Genomic DNA, 16,041 nt, shown 5'->3' on the forward strand with positions numbered 1-16,041 from the left:
CCCGGAACATGTACCTGGATTCGGTTATGGGCCGTGAGAATACTTTTATAAGACATCGCACACGTTTATGAGCTGTGCGAACACTTTTTTTCGCAATCGAGCACCATTTATTGACCATTTACACATATTTCACCCCCATTCGAGCCACTCAGACACCTTTTCAAGCCACTCGGGTAGATTTTCAAGCGACTCAGACCAATTTTCGAGCCACTCAGACACCTTTTCAAGCCACTCAAGCATAGATACGAGCCACTCGACAAAAATCGACAAATATTATGAAAAATTTTATTTAGATATATAGCCTTTTGATAGTAAAAAAATCCGCCAGCAGCATAACGCTTCCGGCGGATCTTCCAATAGCTTCAATTAAAACGCAGTCATCTTCTCAGCAGGGTTCGTTCTTTTACGGACTTTTTTCGCAGCAATTTCCTTGTCAAAGTATCCGACATTCAACACGCCAACAATTTTTTCGCCTCGTTCAACTCCGAGTGCAGCGCGGAATTTAGGGTCATATATATGGGCTGGCGTTTTCCAGACCATGCCAAGATCTTGGTCCCAAGCAAGCAGCTGAAGGTTTTGCAGCATGCAGCTTGTCGCCGCAAAGTCTTCCTCCCATACTTTTTGACGCGGATCCTCGTTCATGACGACGACAAGAAAAGCTGGCACATCCACAAATTTATTGCGAACCGTTTCATGTTTGCTCATCTCATGACATTGTAGAATGGCTTCGATGAAAGCTTCTTTTCGCTCTCCCGACACAAAAATAAACCGCCACGGTTCACGAACACCATGTGTCGGTGCCCACACAGCATCATTCAACAATGAGAGAATTAATTCCTGGCTCACTTCTTTATCTAAATAACCTGTTTTCACAGAAGTTCTTTCTTTAATTACATCAGCTATCGATTTTGTTGCAATCATTCAGTTGAGGCCCTCCCTACATTAATTGAGAATGGTTTTCATTATCGTATCATGTATCCAGCTAATTTGCTAGGAAACCTGCCTCTCAATTTACAATATTTAAAGCAAACTCTAGGTCAGCCTCTAGATGAGTACGCATTAACTCGCTCGCCTCCTCCGGTTTCCGGTCAGCGATTGCTTGGCAAATTTGTTCATGCTCGTCGATGAGGAATGGCCTTTTATGAAGGACAACCGCTCGGCTGAACAAATAAATGATCGATTGCATTCGGTCTACAGTATCAATCATGATCGGATTACGGCATTCGCGGACGATTAAATCATGGAATCGCTTATTGGCTTGGACAATTTCATCGGGTGTACTTGATTTAGCGATCTCAATGCTCTTCCTTAATTCACTAATATCCTCTTCCATCATAAAAGAGGCGGCCATTTTCGCTGCGTGACTTTCAATTAACATTCGCATTTGAAATAAATGCCGCAAATCCTTTTCCGTTGGCTTAAATACTTTTTTTCTTTTAATCAAGCCTTCTTGTTCCAAACGGCGAATGGCCTCTCGGATCGGCGTTCTGCTGACCCCAATTTCTTCGGCCAATCTTTCTTCAACTAATTTTGTACCTCCGGGATATGCTCCATTTAATATTCGATCACGTATCGTTTCATACGCAATGATTTGTGCAGAACCCGATGTTTGATGTGACATTGAAGTTCCCTCCGAGCTTCCTGATTATAAAATAATTATACAATTTCATACGAGCAAACACCATTTGTATTCATTTTTAAATAAATTGTATACAAAACAGAAAACTTATTGTATACTTCCAATGTAGCAAGAAAGCACTTTCAGCAACAAGGAGGATTTTTCATGAAAATAGGATTTATTGGACTCGGAATTATGGGAAGACCCATGGTACTTAATTTATTAAAAGCAGGCTTTCAAGTGAAGGCTTTTGATGTTAGTGAAGATGCTAGAAAAAAAGTAGCTGATGCAGGAGCAATCGAAGTTTTATCTCCTCGTGAAGCTGCTTTTGAAAGCGATGTCGTGATCACAATGCTTCCCAATGCAGCGATTGTTAAGGCGGTATTGTTTGGGGAAAATGGTGTAGCCGAAGGAATTAAAGCAGGCTCAGTAATCGTTGATATGAGCTCCATTTCATCGGTAGACTCCATCTTTTTCGCAAATGAATTCGCGAAACAAAATATCGCATTTTTAGATGCTCCAGTGAGCGGCGGAGAACCAAAAGCAATCGACGGAACAATGTCAATTATGGTTGGCGGCAATGAAGGCGCTTTACATAAAGCATTACCAGCCTTAAAAGCAATGGGCGAAGATATTACACATGTTGGCGGCAGTGGAAGCGGTTCAACGACTAAGCTTGCGAATCAAATTTTAGTAAACGTAACAATAGCAGCGATGTCTGAAGCGGTCATTCTTGCAGCGAAGGCGGGAGTCGACGTGGAAAAAATGTATCAAGCGATTCGTGGCGGCCTCGCAGGAAGCACGGTGCTTGATGCTAAAATGCCGCTCGTTCTTGATCGTAATTTTGTGGCAGGTGGACGAATCGACATTAACTTAAAGGATTTAACGAACGTACTTGAAGCGGGTAGAGAAATTGGTGTGCCAATGCCGCTTACTTCAAATGTAGTTGAAATGTTCCACGCACTGAAAGTCGATGGAAATGCTGCAGATGACCACGCTGGATTAATTAAATACTATGAAAAACTAGCTAATTTCGAAGTTCCGAAAGGTGGTAAATAAGGTGAATAACATGTTTGAGCGAGTAAGCAATCTCCCTGCTTACGGACCTGAACTGGAAAATACGTGGAAACAAGAACGTTCTTCTTTTACACAAAAAATTATTGTTCTCGATGATGACCCGACAGGAGTCCAAACTGTCCATGGTATTCCCGTTTTCACGGATTGGTCTGAGGAAACGATTATGGACATGTTTGAAGAGGAGCGGCAAATGGCATTTCTTCTCACAAATTCACGGGCATTTTCTACCGAAAAAACACGTCAAGTGCATACGGATATCGCAGAAAGAATTGCACGCGTTTCTGAAAAATTGAATCAGCCTTTTCTCTTGATCAGCCGAGGAGATTCCACATTGCGTGGACATTATCCGTTAGAAACTGCTGTTTTGAAAGAGACTTTGGAAAAAGAAAGCTCCCTTCATTATGATGGAGAAATTATTTTGCCTTTCTTTAAAGAAGGCGGAAGGGAAACAATTGACGATGTTCATTATGTGAAACAAGGCGATCGCTACACGCCAGCGGGTGAAACTGAATTTGCAAAAGATCGCATGTTTGGCTTTAAAAGCAGCAATATGAAGGATTGGGTCGAGGAAAAAACAGCGGGTGAATATAAAAAAGACTCGGTATTATCCATCTCCCTCGATGAATTGCGAGCACTTGATATTACAGCAATGACAGACAAGCTTATGCAGCTAAAAGATTTCCAAAAGCTCATCGTCAATGCAGTCACTGAAGAAGATGTAAAAGCATTTTCGATTGCTCTATTGCGCGCGATTAAAGCCGAAAAAAATTATTTATATAGAACAGCCGCTTCTTTCACAAAAGTGATCGGTGATATTTCTTCCAAGCCGTATTTAACGAAAAACGATTTATTAACTGAAGCAAATCCAAACGGCGGTCTAATTGTCGTAGGATCTCATGTGCAAAAAACGACTGACCAGTTAAATCGATTAAAAGAGCTATCTTCTGTCCACTTTATTGAATTTAACATTCACCTTGTGATGGATGAGATCAAGTTTGCGGAAGAAATCACTCGGATCCAACAACTTGTTAATAGCAAAATTGAAGAAGGCATAACCGTCTGTGTCTACACATCCCGCAAACGTTTAGATTTAGAAGACGGCCGTAAAGAAGAAGAACTTGCATTATCGGTGAAAATTTCTAATGCGGTCACGCAATTTGTTCATGAATGTAATCCGCAACCACGTTTTGTCATTGCAAAAGGCGGGATTACTTCAAGTGATGTCGGGACGATTGGTTTGGAAGTTAAAAAAGCTGAAGTAATCGGCCAAATTGCTCCGGGCGTTCCTGTCTGGAAAACGGGCGAAGATAGTATTTTCCCACATATTCCGTATATCATTTTTCCAGGAAACGTTGGGGAAGATGATACATTGAAAAAAGTCGTAATCGAATTGGAAAAGAGGTAAGAACATGGTTGAAGGAAATTTACTCATAGTAATATTTATCTTATCATTAGCGGCATTATTTTTTATGATTTTAAAACTAAAAGTTGAACCATTTTTATCATTGATTGGCGTAGCGCTTGTTACCGCTCTCGCCATCGGTTTCCCATTGGCGGAAATTCCAAAAATCGTTACGACTGGCTTTGGAAACACGCTAACTGGTGTCGGGATATTAATCGGTCTCGGAGTCATCTTCGGACAATTTCTCGGTGTTTCTGGTGCAATTGAAAAAATTGCTCAGGCGGTTCTGCGTGTATTTGGTGCAAAGCGTTCTGCAGCAGGCCTTTCTTTAACAGGTGTAGCAGTTTCCATCCCAGTATTTTTCGACGCCGCCTTTGTTATTTTAAGCGGTCTCGTAAGAAGTTTATCAAGAAGAACCGGCATTTCGATTGTGACTTTCGTAACTGCACTTGGAATCGGATTGATCGTATCACATAGTATGATTGCCCCGACTCCGGGACCGTTAGTTGTCGCTGAAAATACAGGTTCAGACCTTGGATTGTTTATTTTATACGGCATTATTTGTGCTATTCCGGCTGCACTCGTCGGTGGATATTTATACGGAACTTTCATCGGTAAGCGCATTAAACCTACGGTTGAAGAAGATGTGGAAGAGGAAACTCCTACGGAGGATACAACTCCTCGCAAGGAAATTTCAACTGGTCTATCATTTTTCATGCTTGGTTTGCCGATTATATTAATCTTATTAAATACAGTTACAAAACTTTGGATTACTGAAGGTCCATTATCAAATATTCTTGGCTTTATTGGAGATAAAAACGTTGCCCTTTTCATCAGTGTCATTGTCGCGCTAATTGTACTTCGCCCTTATATTAAAGTTCCTTATAGTGAATTATATAATGAAGCAATTAACTCGGCTGGGATGATCATTTTAGTAACCGGTGCTGGTGGAGCATTCGGTGCAGTTATTAATCAAAGCGGCATTGGCGATTATTTAATTTCAACAATGCAAGGCTGGAGCATACCGGTATTTTTACTAGCATTTATCTTCTCGCAAATTTTACGTGCATCACTCGGTTCTGCCACAGTCGCGCTTGTTACGACTTCTACAATTATGGGACCGATGGCGCTTGAACTAGGCGTATCGCCTATTTTACTCGGACTTGCAATTTGTTCGGGAGCAATTGGCCTTTCGCTTCCGAATGACTCAGGATTCTGGGTTGTAAACAGATTCGGCCGCCTGACGATTCCCCAGACGATCCAAGCTTGGTCAATCGGTGGATTTATCGCTGGATTAACGGCTCTTACGATGGTGTATATCTTGAGCATCTTTAGTGGTATACTTCCTGGACTATAATTGCAAAAACCGCTATTTCCCTTTTGGAAATAGCGGTTTTTATTTTTCAAAAGAAAATACTTTACATTTATAAAAGCATTAGCTATAATTACGTTAGTAACTTACTTTTAGTAACAGACTATAATTTGGAGGTAATGATAATGACAGTTTCTAAATGGACACTTGATAATGCACATAGTAACGTAGATTTTTCACTTAGACATATGATGGTTTCTAAAGTAAAAGGTTCTTTCAATGACTTCACAGCTGAAATCGAAGCAGATCCTAATGATCTTACAACTGCAAGCTTAACATTTACGATTGACGTTGCAAGCATTGACACACGTAACGCAGACCGCGACGCACACCTTCGTTCTGGAGACTTTTTTGATGTTGAACAATTCCCGAATTTGACTTTCACATCTACAAACATTGAAAAGCAAGGCGGAGATAAATACGCGGTAACTGGCGATGTTTCTTTACACGGCGTAACGAAGCCTGAAACTTTTATCGTCACATTTGAAGGTGTCGCAAAAGACCCGATGAGCGGAGCGGAAAAAGCTGGATTTAGCGTAGATGGTACAATTAAGCGCAGCGAATACGGCTTGACTTGGAATGCGGCGCTTGAAACAGGTGGAGTACTAGTTGGAGACGATGTTAAAGTTTCCTTGGAGATCCAAGCTGCGAAAGAAGCGTAAGAAGTAAAAAAACCGGAGAATTATTCTCCGGTTTTTTGTTCTTTACTTTGTCTTTTCAATAAATCCCGAATTTCGGCTAATAGTTCAATTTCTGGAGCAACCTCTATTTCTTCCTCGACAATCTCTTCTTCTTTCTTTCTCTTCAAACTACCTAATAGTTTAATAAAAATAAAGATAGAAGCTGCAATGATAAAGAAATCTACAATACTTTGAATAAATATTCCATATTCGATCACAGCATCCTTATATTGGAAGAAGAGATTTTCAAAGCTCCTTCCTCCTAACAATAACCCAACTATCGGCATGATAATATTATCTACAAGTGATGAAACAATTTTTCCAAAAGCAGCTCCGATCACAACCGCTACGGCTAAATCCAGCACATTGCCCTTCACTGCAAAACTCTTAAACTCTTCCCACATTCTAAAATTCCTCCTAGATAAAAAACATAGCTTTTATTCTACAAAAAATTTTAAAACTTGCAAGAGCCATATTGTTCCAAGACTTTAGACAGAGATGAAAATCGGGAGGTGACAGGAACGCCCCGAAATTTGTCGATTGAATGAAGAAATCAACAAACTTGGTCTTGATAGGAGAATATTCATTCCTCTTCTCTTCTATATATTTTTCTTTTTCAATAAATCACGAATTTCAGCTAACAGTTCTACATCTGGTGCAATAACAGGCGCTTCTTTTAGTATTTGCATTTCTTTCTTATGCTTAATCTTCCCATATACTTTTACGAGCCAAAATATAGAAAGTGCGATAATCAATAAATGAATAGAACTTTCAATGAATTTACCGTACTCAATCTTAGTGTCACCGAAACGATACATCAGCTTATGAAAATTTTTCCCTCCCAGCAAAATTCCTATGAGAGGCATTATAATATTGTCCACAAGTGAATCAACGAAAATTCGAAAAGAAGTTCCGATCACAACTGCCACGGTAATATCCAATACATTCCCTTTAATCGCAAGCTTCTTAAACTCTTTCCACAATATAAAAATTCCACCTTCCATTCGGGCCGTGCCTGTCACGCCCCGGATTTTGTCGAAATATCCCGATGACTACGTTCGCCTGTTCTTGCCATAGTTTGAATCATTTTTAGGTTTTTATTCTCGTGATAATTATTGATTGAGATTTGTTGGGATCCATCCAACTTTTCCACAGCTTTATACACATAATCAACAGCGGTATTAATAACACTTCCACTACTTTTCCACACTATCCACAGCCAAGCATTAATTTATCCACAAAAAACCTATATGTCTGAAAAATTATCCATTCAAATTTTGCAGGTATTCCACCATATATAGAGAATATAAATAAATCGGGGGGTTAATCGGGGGGTGACAGGCACGCCCCGAAGTTTGTCGAATATTCTTGGAAGGAGTACGAACTGTATGTTTAAAGGTGGTTCGGATGAAAAGGATTCGGGATGGTTGAAGCCCATTTTACTTGCTTTTTGCTTAGTGTTTGTTGTGCGCACTTTTGTTTTTACTCCAGTGATTGTAGATGGGGCTTCGATGGAGCCAACGCTTCATGATCGGGAAAAAATTATCGTAAGTAAAACCATTTCTTGGATGGGGGAAGTTCAAAGAGGTGATATCGTCATTATAAAAGGTAAAGATTCAAAGACGAATTATGTAAAACGAGTGATTGGCCTGCCTGGAGACATACTTGAAATGAAGGATGATGAGTTATTCATTAATCATGAACTTGTGATGGAACCTTATCTGAATGCAAATAAAAAGACCGCCGAAAATAAAGGCGGAAAATTAACCGAAGATTTTGGCCCACTCACCGTTCCTGAAAAACAATACTTTGTCATGGGCGACAATCGTTTGCGCAGCAGCGACAGCCGAAATCAACTAGGATTCATAGAATCTGAACGAATGATCGGTAAGAGTAAATTTGTGATTTTTCCGATGGAAAATGTACGATCAACAGAATGACTATATTACGGGAACAAAACTCTATGGGAGGTTTATATGATAACGGACGAAAAGTTTGAAATTCTGATTGAAAGGACAAATCAGCCTTTTACTGGCTGGAATTTTTCCTATATTACTGATACCGGACGAATGAGCAGCGAGCCACTTTCATGGTCATATGGCAGCATGGCGGTCCCGCTCATCCAAAATGCCACCTCCATGCTGGATATGGGAACAGGTGGTGGAGAGTTTTTATCGATGTTAAGACCTTTTCCGAAAGTAGTATGCGCAACGGAAGGCTTTCCGCCAAACGTTTCCGTTGCAAAAGATCGGCTTGAGCCATTAGGAATCGAGGTTGTTCAAGTAGAAAACGATAATCAGCTTCCTTTTAAAAACGGCTATTTCGACTTAATTTTAAACAAGCACGAATCCTATTCATGCAAAGAAATTAGACGGATTATTTCAGAGAATGGCATCTTTCTGACTCAACAAGTAGGTGGACAAGACTATCTCGAAATCAATCAAGAATTGAAGGTTCCCATTAATAATGAGTTTCAGCATTGGAATTTAGCCTATGCACAGGCTGAACTGAAACAAAGCGGTTTTGAGATTTTAGAATGCAAAGAGGAATTTCCATACCAAAGGTTTTATGATATTGGAGCCTTGGTTTACTATTTAAAAGCAATCCCTTGGCAAGCTCCAGACTTTGATGTTGAAAAAGATAAGGATCAATTATACGAAATCCACAGATTAATTGAGAAAAAAGGTTATTTCGAAGTCATGCAGCATCGCTTTTTCATTAAAGCAAGACCGATTTAGACTGAAAGGCTGCTCCAAACTTTGGAACAGCCTCATATCCAGCCTTTTTCTTCAGCCACTGAAATAGCTTCGATCTTGTTTTTCGAATCCAATTTTTGAATAATATCCGACATATAGTTTCGTACTGTTCCAGATGACAAAAATAATTTCGCCGATATTTCTTTCGAGGTTTTTCCTTCTGCAGCTAACTTCAATACCTCTTTCTCTCGCTCTGTAAGCGGATTGTCTTCATTATATGAATTCATGATTAACTCATGTGCAAATTCCCGCTTCCCTTGCATCACTCTACGTATTGCTTCTGCAAGTTCGTCGATTGAGCCATCTTTCAACAAATAACCGTGAACGCCTGCTTTTACTGCGCGTTCAAAATAACCCGGTCGTGCAAAAGTCGTTAACATAATGACCTTACACGCAGAATCGCTGCGCTTAAGTTCTGCCGCTACTTCAAGACCCGTTTTCAGGGGCATTTCAATATCCATAAGGCATATGTCTGGCTCTAAGGTCGAAACAAGCTTTAAAGCTTCTTCGCCGTTTTCCGCTTGACCAACAACTTCCATATCTTCTTCAAAATTGAGTAAAGCACCAAGGGCTCCTCTCAAAATCCGCTGATCCTCAGCAATCACGATGCGTATCATAAGGCAACCCCTTCCTTCTCTTCCTTTCTTATCAAGGGCACTGTCATCGTAATAGATGTCCCCTTGTCAGAACTAATCACAATCTCCCCTTCAATTAATGCGAGACGCTCTTTCATTCCCCTTAATCCATTGCCGCTACCAGCTTGCGAAACAAATCCTACTCCATCATCTTTCACAGCAATGGTAAATTGACCTCGTGTTTTTTCAAAAATAACAAAGCAATTCTTTGCGTGACTATGTTTGACGATATTTGTTCCGGTTTCCCTGAGGCACATTCCGAGAATATTTTGCTGTAGCAATGGCAAATGGGACAAATCCGCCTCTCTTTCAGGATGAAACATGATGCCTGCAGCTGTTAAAATCTGCTCCATATGTGCTAATTCCTCCGCCACTGTAATGGTCCGCATGTCAGAAACGAGCTCACGCACCTGGCGTAAAGCAGATCGCGATGACATTTCTATTTGCTTTGCCTCTGCTATTGCCCGCTCAGAATTTTTTCCAGCCAATCTTTGCACAAGCTGGCTTTGCAAAGTGATGAGCGATAGCGTATGTCCTAGTGTATCGTGCAAATCCCGGGCAATTCGAACTCTTTCCTCTCTTTTGATCAAGTACTTGATTTGTTCATTTGCTTGGTCGAGCTGCTTTTCCAGTTCGATATGTTTATTCAAGGAGCGGATTCCGAATGGGGAGGCAATCATGACTGCGAAAAATGGCAGAAAATAAAGCATATTACCGTTGGCGCCATTGAAAGCAGTAACAATAAAAACGATTGATATAACAGCTGCAAACAAAAATAATGCCCGATTAAATTGTCTCTTGTTTGAGAGCCAGCCAATAAAGTTCGCTGAAAAAAAACCCATAAATAAATTATTTGGGTTATACCAGACACTGAGAATGACAATGATGCCAATTTGCACTATCAACCAACTTGAAAAACGATTGCAATCACAATAAAGCTGCCTATAAGTAACAAGGAAAAGCAGTAACAAAGTATAGCCCATCACTGCTTTCAGTCCATTTTCACTCATTACGTAATAAATCGGCATGGCTAAATATATCAAGAAGACATAAGGAAAAATGCCGTATTTTTTCGGGAATACTTGGAAATTTTTCAAGACTACACCGCTTCCTGTTTCCTTCTTATATAAGTTGATAATACCATGAAAAGAAGAAGGTAACCTGCCAAAATCAAAATATTCTTAATTTCAGGCGACTGCCCGCGAATGATTTCCCATGCACCATTGCCAAAATTATAGGCAGGGAGCCAAGCCCCAATTGTTTGGACTGTTTTCGGCAAAATGTCCATTGGCATCCACATCCCACCAGTAATCGCGAGCAGCATATAAACGACATTACTCACACCTGAAGCAGTATCCACTCGTTTCATTGTTCCCACTAATGTACCAAGTCCAAGGAATGGGAGCGAACCAAGCAAAATCCAGCATCCGCTCATGATCCACTCATAAGGTGGCAGCGATATCCCATTCATTAAACCACCAACGAGAAAAATCACTACGATAGAAAATAAATGGATCATTGTTTGCCCCGTCATTTTCGCAAAGAAATACACAGCCCTTGACAAGGGAGTTACTCTAATAAATGTTGTCCATCCTTCCGCACGCTCCTGGACAATCCGGATTCCCATCGTCATAATCGCACTCCCCATTACACTAAAGGTAGCCATTGACATTAAATAGTGTGCTTCCCAAAGCTTTTTATCAGGGACATCGAGATTAATGACTTTTGTAAAAATGATATAAAATAAAATTGGCATGAAGAGCGACCAAAAGACATAATAGGGATTTCGAAGCAATCGTAAAATCTCGGCCCTACATTGGTTCATCATGATTTTCATTTACATCGCCTCCCTTGTCTTTTCAGTTAACTGCTCAAATGCCTCTTCAAGCCTGCCTTTTTCAATGCGAATATCTTTTACATTCAATTTCAGTTCGAAAAGTCTAGCAAGGACAGAGTCCGTATCATCTGTCATAACGAAGATTCTGCCATCTTTCTTGAATACATCTGAAACATGCGAAAGCTGAATAAACATTTCTCTTGGTATATCATGGAGGGCAATAAATGAAACGGATTGTTTAGTCAACTTCCCTTTAATGTCTTCTGGTTTTCCATCTGCAACGACAGAACCTTTATTAAATAAAATAATCCGGTCGGCAATATCATCCGCTTCTTGCAAATAATGAGTGGAGAAAATAATGGTTTTCCCTTGATTAGCAAGTTTTCTTACTGTTTCCCAAAACACTTTACGTGCAGTAATATCCATTCCTACAGTCGGCTCATCAAAAAACAGTAAATCAGGATTCCCAGCCAATGCCAAAGCAAACCCAACCCTGCGTTTCTGCCCTCCCGAAAGCTTTTCGGTACGCTTGTTTAAATCTTCTTGGCTTAGTCCAGTCAGCCCAATAAGCTGATCCATTGAAAGTGGATTTGGATAATAACTCCTGAATAAACCGATGATTTCTTTCACTTTCAACCTATCCATTAGGCTGACTTCTTGCAGCATGACACCAATTCTTTCGCGGATACTTTTTTGTTTTGCATCCTCGTTAAACACCTTCGCTTCACCGTTTGTCGGATTCAAAAGCCCAAGCATCATTAACATCGTCGTTGTCTTTCCTGCCCCGTTTGGACCAAGAATAGCGACAACCTCGCCGCTTTTTATTGAAAAAGAAACATTATCCACAGCCTTCTTATCATTAAACACCTTCGTCAACTGATTAATCTTCACTACATCTTCCATCCATCGTTCACCCCCGCTGATCAATACATTCATTCTAAGATGTAATCAAACAGAACATCAGTAGAAAATGTAACGAAAATGAAGTGACAAATGTCATAAAGAAAATTCGGGGGGTGACAGGCACCACCCGAATTTTGTCGAATTTTATTGACTCTTGTTTAAGACGGATTTGACTGCGTCTTCGATTTCTTTGTATCCGGTACATCTGCAAATGTTTGATTGGAGCCAGTCTTTTATGATCTCATAGTCAGCTTGAGGATGGGTATTGACTAAGGCATGGCAATTCATTAGAAAGCCGGATGTGCAATAGCCACATTGGAAGGCAAAATATTCGATGAAGGCGCTTTGGATGGGTGTGTTTTTTAGCCCTTCAATAGTAGTGATTTCTTTATCTCCAGCTTCTACTGCAAGCATTAAACAAGATTTCATCGGTAATCCATCTATTAACACCGTACATGCTCCACAGTCGCCATTTAAACATCCAGGCTTTGAACCTGTTAATCCGAGGCGGGACCTTAAGACAGACAAAAGAGTAGCTGCATTTCTAACAGTCAGATTGTGACTTTCACCATTGATAGAAAGTGACATGTCAATATTATAAGTGTTTGACATCTCAGTCTCCTTCCAGTTCTTTTAACGTATCAAGCAAAGTATTTTTTAATACGAATAAGCGATATTCACTTGAACCTTCCACATCATCAAGGATTGGTTCAGGTACATATTTCAGGGCATTATTCACCCTTGCAGCCGCTGAAAATTGCCTATTATTTATTTCCCGTTCCATCTCGGCAGATCGAAAAGGAAATGGACATAGTCCGCTGATTGCGAACCTAATTTCCTGATCTTTTTTAATTCCAGACACAGTAATGAGTGGATATCCAATTTCCCACTGCTGTCTCTTTTTAATTGTTACAAATGGTAAATTGAGATAGTTTTTTTCTGTTAAAATTTGAAAAATAAACTCTCCCTCTTCGAGCAAAATTTGCTTATTAAATACTTCATTTATAGGAAGGTACTTAACCCCGCCCCTACCTGCAATCCCTACTAAACTATCTGTAACTAACAAAGGCAATATCGCTTCACGATAAAATATTTGCCCACAAATATTTCCACCGAGCGTAATCTTATTCCGGGATGTCCGATCTGCAATCTCACGAACCGTTTTACTTAACAAAGGAAATTCTCGAACTTCCTCCACTTCCGTTAAAGAAGCCGCGGCTCCCATGACGAGATAATCATCATGATAATAAATGGCCTTACATTCATCGATTTCCTTAATATCTATGACTGCATCAGTGTACACAAGATTTAATCTGCCTAAAGTGATAATTTCTGTCCCACCGGAAAAATATCGCGGCTTTTTATTTTGCATAGAAAGCGAGGAGTATAGATTAACTGCCTCCTGAATTGTTTTTGGTTTGAAATATTCAAAATTCATCTGACATCCCCCTCCTTTGTCCTCCATAAAAGCTCGGGAATAAGCGGCAGATGATTTAATTGAACACCCAATGCGGTAGATAAGCAGTTTCCTAGAGCTGCAGGCATGCCAATCAATCCATGTTCTCCAACACCTCTTGCTCCATATGGAGCACTCAAGTGCGGAGTTTCAACAAACTCGATAATATACTCAGGCTGCTCTCCATAACGAAGGGGGCGATAAGTTCTGAGCTGAGGATTCAACACCCTTCCATAGCTGTCAAATACAAAGGTCTCTCTTCCTCCAAAGGCAATTCCCATACTCATGGCTCCCATTACTTGACCCCTTGCGGCTTTTTCATTTAACACTCGCCCGATATCAATGACGGAAAAGGCTTTCGTAATTCGATACGTATAATCTCTTGTATCGATTTCAACTTCAATTCCTTGAGCACCGACAGTCCATTCAGGCCCTGGATTCCCTTCTCCTGTTTCCGGATTAAAATATTGTAGACGAGTTGAAGTATGATTTCCGCTTGCAATGATCTGACCACCAATTGTATTGCCATTCGGGAACTTAAAGCCATAAGCTAAGTCTTTGATTTCAATGTTTATTTTCGGATTGTCGACTGAATAAACTTTTTCCTGCCCAACCTCTAAGTCCTCAGTCGGAATTCTTAAAAAACATGAAGCTAAGTCTTTTAACTTTCGAATGGCTTCATCGGCTGCCTGCAGCACTGCTTTTCCCGCCATAAAAGTTCCTCGACTTCCTACCGTTTTCCAATGTTCAGGCGTTGTTTGTGTATCTACGAGCATTTTCACATGGACTTTGTTAATGTCCATTTTCATCCGTTCTGCCAAGATTTGACCCAATACCGTTTTTGTTCCTGTCCCAATTTCAACGACTCCTGACATCAAATTAATGCTTCCATCTGGGTTAAACGTTAAAATAACTCCGGAAGTTGCATCTGTGTCAAAGGTTGACGTTTTCCAAATAGAGCTAATACCCTTTGCCCTTACCTTCCCGTCAGCAATTTCTATTCTTTGTCCCTCTTCCCAATTCATTAAATCCTTTAATCTATCAAGACATTTTGGTAAATTCCCAACTGTACTCGATGTGAGTAAAACTTGAGTAGGTGTCGTATCCCCTGGAAGAATCGCATTTTTATAACGAAGTTCTAGTGGATCCATTTGTAACTTTTCAGCGAGCATGTCCATCGTTCGCTCAAAGGCAAATAAGACTTCTGAATGACTAAAACCCCTATAAGCACTTGCATATGAATGATTTGTATACATGCAGTATGAGTCACACCATATATTTTCAATCCGATAAGGGCCTGTACAATCTACTGCTCCAGCACGACTAATATTGACTGATTTATCCGAGTAAGCACCTCCATCAAATAAATATAGAAGTTCAGCCGCCTTAATAATCCCGTCTTTTGTTGAACCAATTTTAAGCTTAGCGTCCAGACCGATATGAACGGGAGATGTGATCATATCTTCCTCTCTCGAATTTAAAAGTTTTACCCGTTTTCCACCAACTGCTTTTGATGCTAAAAATGCAATGACCTCTAATTGAACAGCTGCTTTTCCTCCAAAGGCTCCCCCAACCAATGGAGTCTTTACGATCACTTTGCCTGGTTCAATGCCAAAGTACCAATTCATTAGCTTCTTAACGGCAAATGGTGCCTGAGAGGATGTAGTAATATAAATAAATCCATCAGGGCGAATTTCCACTATCGCACATCTTGTTTCCATCGCAGCATGATCTGAAATGTTGAACGATAAATTTGATTCCACAATCACATCACTTTCTGTAAAACCTGTTTCTATATTCCCCTTTCTTATTTTCGTCAAGTTTGCAACGTTTGTATTGGGTATAGGATATACTCGATCCATCTTTTCATAGCTTTCAATATGTTCATGAACGAGAGGTGAATCTTTACTAAATGCTTCACGAGGGGAGTTTACAACTGGAAGGAGTTCATATGAAACTTTTATTGCAGCTACCGCCTTGATTGCGATGAACGGGGTTTCTGCAACAACTACTGCAATTGGTTCACCGTGGTATCTAACTCTTTTATATGCAATCGGAGACCTGTCTTTTATTACCTCGCCTACTAATGGGAAACGTTCATCCCCCAATATCGCCTTCACACCGGAAATTTTCCAAGCTTCGGAAAAATCAATGGACGTTATATTCGCATGAGCAAATGGACTTATGAGCATTTTAGCGTGTAATGTTCCCGTTTCTTGAAAGTCATTCGTATATTTAGCGACACCTGTTACTTTATCTGCAGCTTCCTTCCTAATTACACTTTTCCCAATATAAGTCATTTCCC

The 16,041-nt window shown here is 40.2% G+C and carries 19 protein-coding genes; 6 read left to right on the top strand and 13 right to left on the bottom strand.

Annotated features, from left to right (window positions below; translation table 11 throughout):
- Nucleotides 1-129 precede the first annotated feature (129 nt).
- The 3 genes from KHA88_RS15005 to KHA88_RS15015 form a co-directional block, all read right to left on the bottom strand.
- Entirely contained in the window at nucleotides 130-270 is a 141-nt protein-coding gene (locus KHA88_RS15005) for a hypothetical protein (protein ID WP_213122364.1), read from the bottom strand.
- Between the two features lie 96 nt (nucleotides 271-366).
- Complete coding sequence (locus tag KHA88_RS15010) at nucleotides 367-921, bottom strand: nitroreductase family protein (protein ID WP_213122365.1); 555 nt, start codon at nucleotides 919-921, stop codon at nucleotides 367-369.
- An 85-nt stretch (nucleotides 922-1,006) separates the two neighbouring features.
- A complete protein-coding gene (locus KHA88_RS15015) occupies nucleotides 1,007-1,621 on the bottom strand; it encodes a GntR family transcriptional regulator (RefSeq protein ID WP_213122366.1) in 615 nt (204 codons plus the stop codon).
- Nucleotides 1,622-1,783: 162 nt separating this feature from the next.
- On the opposite strand from KHA88_RS15015, the gene garR reads away from it, so the two are divergent.
- The 4 genes from garR to KHA88_RS15035 all read left to right on the top strand — a co-directional run bounded on the left by garR (nucleotide 1,784) and on the right by KHA88_RS15035 (nucleotide 6,131).
- Nucleotides 1,784-2,677 carry a 2-hydroxy-3-oxopropionate reductase gene (garR, locus tag KHA88_RS15020; RefSeq protein WP_213122367.1) on the top strand — a complete coding sequence of 298 codons (894 nt, stop codon included), beginning with the start codon at nucleotides 1,784-1,786 and terminating at the stop codon, nucleotides 2,675-2,677.
- Between the two features lie 10 nt (nucleotides 2,678-2,687).
- Nucleotides 2,688-4,100, top strand: coding sequence for a four-carbon acid sugar kinase family protein (locus KHA88_RS15025; RefSeq protein ID WP_213122589.1), 1,413 nt, complete (start codon nucleotides 2,688-2,690; stop codon nucleotides 4,098-4,100).
- A 4-nt stretch (nucleotides 4,101-4,104) separates the two neighbouring features.
- Nucleotides 4,105-5,454, top strand: a complete 1,350-nt coding sequence (locus KHA88_RS15030) for a GntP family permease (protein ID WP_213099335.1) — start codon at nucleotides 4,105-4,107, stop codon at nucleotides 5,452-5,454.
- A gap of 140 nt (nucleotides 5,455-5,594) precedes the next feature.
- Nucleotides 5,595-6,131 carry a YceI family protein gene (locus KHA88_RS15035; protein WP_213099334.1) on the top strand — a complete coding sequence of 179 codons (537 nt, stop codon included), beginning with the start codon at nucleotides 5,595-5,597 and terminating at the stop codon, nucleotides 6,129-6,131.
- A gap of 20 nt (nucleotides 6,132-6,151) precedes the next feature.
- On the opposite strand, the gene mscL (KHA88_RS15040) is transcribed toward KHA88_RS15035, so the two are convergent.
- The 3 genes from mscL (KHA88_RS15040) to KHA88_RS15050 form a co-directional block, all read right to left on the bottom strand.
- Nucleotides 6,152-6,553 (bottom strand): large conductance mechanosensitive channel protein MscL, encoded by a 402-nt coding sequence (mscL, locus tag KHA88_RS15040; RefSeq protein WP_213099333.1) that lies wholly within the window; start codon nucleotides 6,551-6,553, stop codon nucleotides 6,152-6,154.
- A 195-nt stretch (nucleotides 6,554-6,748) separates the two neighbouring features.
- Nucleotides 6,749-7,132, bottom strand: coding sequence for a large conductance mechanosensitive channel protein MscL (mscL, locus tag KHA88_RS15045; RefSeq protein ID WP_213099332.1), 384 nt, complete (start codon nucleotides 7,130-7,132; stop codon nucleotides 6,749-6,751).
- Between the two features lie 35 nt (nucleotides 7,133-7,167).
- Nucleotides 7,168-7,359, bottom strand: coding sequence for a hypothetical protein (locus KHA88_RS15050; RefSeq protein ID WP_213099331.1), 192 nt, complete (start codon nucleotides 7,357-7,359; stop codon nucleotides 7,168-7,170).
- Between the two features lie 178 nt (nucleotides 7,360-7,537).
- On the opposite strand from KHA88_RS15050, the gene lepB reads away from it, so the two are divergent.
- Together lepB and KHA88_RS15060 are read left to right on the top strand one after the other, a co-directional pair.
- Nucleotides 7,538-8,089 (top strand): signal peptidase I, encoded by a 552-nt coding sequence (gene lepB / locus KHA88_RS15055; RefSeq protein ID WP_213122368.1) that lies wholly within the window; start codon nucleotides 7,538-7,540, stop codon nucleotides 8,087-8,089.
- A 36-nt stretch (nucleotides 8,090-8,125) separates the two neighbouring features.
- A complete protein-coding gene (locus tag KHA88_RS15060) occupies nucleotides 8,126-8,887 on the top strand; it encodes a methyltransferase domain-containing protein (RefSeq protein ID WP_213122369.1) in 762 nt (253 codons plus the stop codon).
- A gap of 32 nt (nucleotides 8,888-8,919) precedes the next feature.
- On the opposite strand, the gene KHA88_RS15065 is transcribed toward KHA88_RS15060, so the two are convergent.
- The 7 genes from KHA88_RS15065 to KHA88_RS15095 all read right to left on the bottom strand — a co-directional run bounded on the left by KHA88_RS15065 (nucleotide 8,920) and on the right by KHA88_RS15095 (nucleotide 16,036).
- A complete protein-coding gene (locus KHA88_RS15065; protein WP_213122370.1) occupies nucleotides 8,920-9,522 on the bottom strand; it encodes a response regulator transcription factor in 603 nt (200 codons plus the stop codon).
- The gene (locus KHA88_RS15070; RefSeq protein WP_249308681.1) at nucleotides 9,519-10,637 is read right to left on the bottom strand and encodes a sensor histidine kinase; all 1,119 of its coding nucleotides are present in this window, start codon (nucleotides 10,635-10,637) and stop codon (nucleotides 9,519-9,521) included. The genes KHA88_RS15065 and KHA88_RS15070 overlap by 4 nt, the downstream gene beginning before the upstream one ends.
- Before the next feature lie 2 nt (nucleotides 10,638-10,639).
- Complete coding sequence (locus KHA88_RS15075; RefSeq protein ID WP_213099327.1) at nucleotides 10,640-11,377, bottom strand: ABC transporter permease; 738 nt, start codon at nucleotides 11,375-11,377, stop codon at nucleotides 10,640-10,642.
- Entirely contained in the window at nucleotides 11,378-12,280 is a 903-nt protein-coding gene (locus KHA88_RS15080; RefSeq protein WP_213099459.1) for an ABC transporter ATP-binding protein, read from the bottom strand. It lies immediately after the preceding gene.
- A gap of 144 nt (nucleotides 12,281-12,424) precedes the next feature.
- Nucleotides 12,425-12,892 (bottom strand): (2Fe-2S)-binding protein, encoded by a 468-nt coding sequence (locus KHA88_RS15085; protein ID WP_213122371.1) that lies wholly within the window; start codon nucleotides 12,890-12,892, stop codon nucleotides 12,425-12,427.
- 1 nt (nucleotide 12,893) lies between these two features.
- Nucleotides 12,894-13,718 carry an FAD binding domain-containing protein gene (locus KHA88_RS15090; RefSeq protein WP_213122372.1) on the bottom strand — a complete coding sequence of 275 codons (825 nt, stop codon included), beginning with the start codon at nucleotides 13,716-13,718 and terminating at the stop codon, nucleotides 12,894-12,896.
- Nucleotides 13,715-16,036, bottom strand: coding sequence for a xanthine dehydrogenase family protein molybdopterin-binding subunit (locus KHA88_RS15095; protein WP_213122373.1), 2,322 nt, complete (start codon nucleotides 16,034-16,036; stop codon nucleotides 13,715-13,717). Before KHA88_RS15095 ends, KHA88_RS15090 begins: the two co-directional genes overlap by 4 nt.
- Between the last annotated feature and the right edge of the window lie 5 nt (nucleotides 16,037-16,041).

This window comes from Lederbergia citrea (assembly GCF_018343525.1).
Lineage (GTDB): Bacteria > Bacillota > Bacilli > Bacillales > Bacillaceae_C > Lederbergia > Lederbergia citrea.

What these genes read in the sequence shown, in the direction of transcription:
- KHA88_RS15010 (WP_213122365.1), bottom strand. Translation starts at nt 921, where the DNA reads ATGATTGCAACAAAATCGATAGCTGATGTAATTAAAGAAAGAACTTCT.
- KHA88_RS15015 (WP_213122366.1), bottom strand. Translation starts at nt 1,621, where the DNA reads ATGTCACATCAAACATCGGGTTCTGCACAAATCATTGCGTATGAAACG.
- garR (WP_213122367.1), top strand. Translation starts at nt 1,784, where the DNA reads ATGAAAATAGGATTTATTGGACTCGGAATTATGGGAAGACCCATGGTA.
- KHA88_RS15025 (WP_213122589.1), top strand. Translation starts at nt 2,688, where the DNA reads ATGTTTGAGCGAGTAAGCAATCTCCCTGCTTACGGACCTGAACTGGAA.
- KHA88_RS15030 (WP_213099335.1), top strand. Translation starts at nt 4,105, where the DNA reads ATGGTTGAAGGAAATTTACTCATAGTAATATTTATCTTATCATTAGCG.
- KHA88_RS15035 (WP_213099334.1), top strand. Translation starts at nt 5,595, where the DNA reads ATGACAGTTTCTAAATGGACACTTGATAATGCACATAGTAACGTAGAT.
- mscL (WP_213099333.1), bottom strand. Translation starts at nt 6,553, where the DNA reads ATGTGGGAAGAGTTTAAGAGTTTTGCAGTGAAGGGCAATGTGCTGGAT.
- lepB (WP_213122368.1), top strand. Translation starts at nt 7,538, where the DNA reads ATGTTTAAAGGTGGTTCGGATGAAAAGGATTCGGGATGGTTGAAGCCC.
- KHA88_RS15060 (WP_213122369.1), top strand. Translation starts at nt 8,126, where the DNA reads ATGATAACGGACGAAAAGTTTGAAATTCTGATTGAAAGGACAAATCAG.
- KHA88_RS15065 (WP_213122370.1), bottom strand. Translation starts at nt 9,522, where the DNA reads ATGATACGCATCGTGATTGCTGAGGATCAGCGGATTTTGAGAGGAGCC.
- KHA88_RS15075 (WP_213099327.1), bottom strand. Translation starts at nt 11,377, where the DNA reads ATGAAAATCATGATGAACCAATGTAGGGCCGAGATTTTACGATTGCTT.
- KHA88_RS15080 (WP_213099459.1), bottom strand. Translation starts at nt 12,280, where the DNA reads ATGGAAGATGTAGTGAAGATTAATCAGTTGACGAAGGTGTTTAATGAT.
- KHA88_RS15085 (WP_213122371.1), bottom strand. Translation starts at nt 12,892, where the DNA reads ATGTCAAACACTTATAATATTGACATGTCACTTTCTATCAATGGTGAA.
- KHA88_RS15090 (WP_213122372.1), bottom strand. Translation starts at nt 13,718, where the DNA reads ATGAATTTTGAATATTTCAAACCAAAAACAATTCAGGAGGCAGTTAAT.
- KHA88_RS15095 (WP_213122373.1), bottom strand. Translation starts at nt 16,036, where the DNA reads ATGACTTATATTGGGAAAAGTGTAATTAGGAAGGAAGCTGCAGATAAA.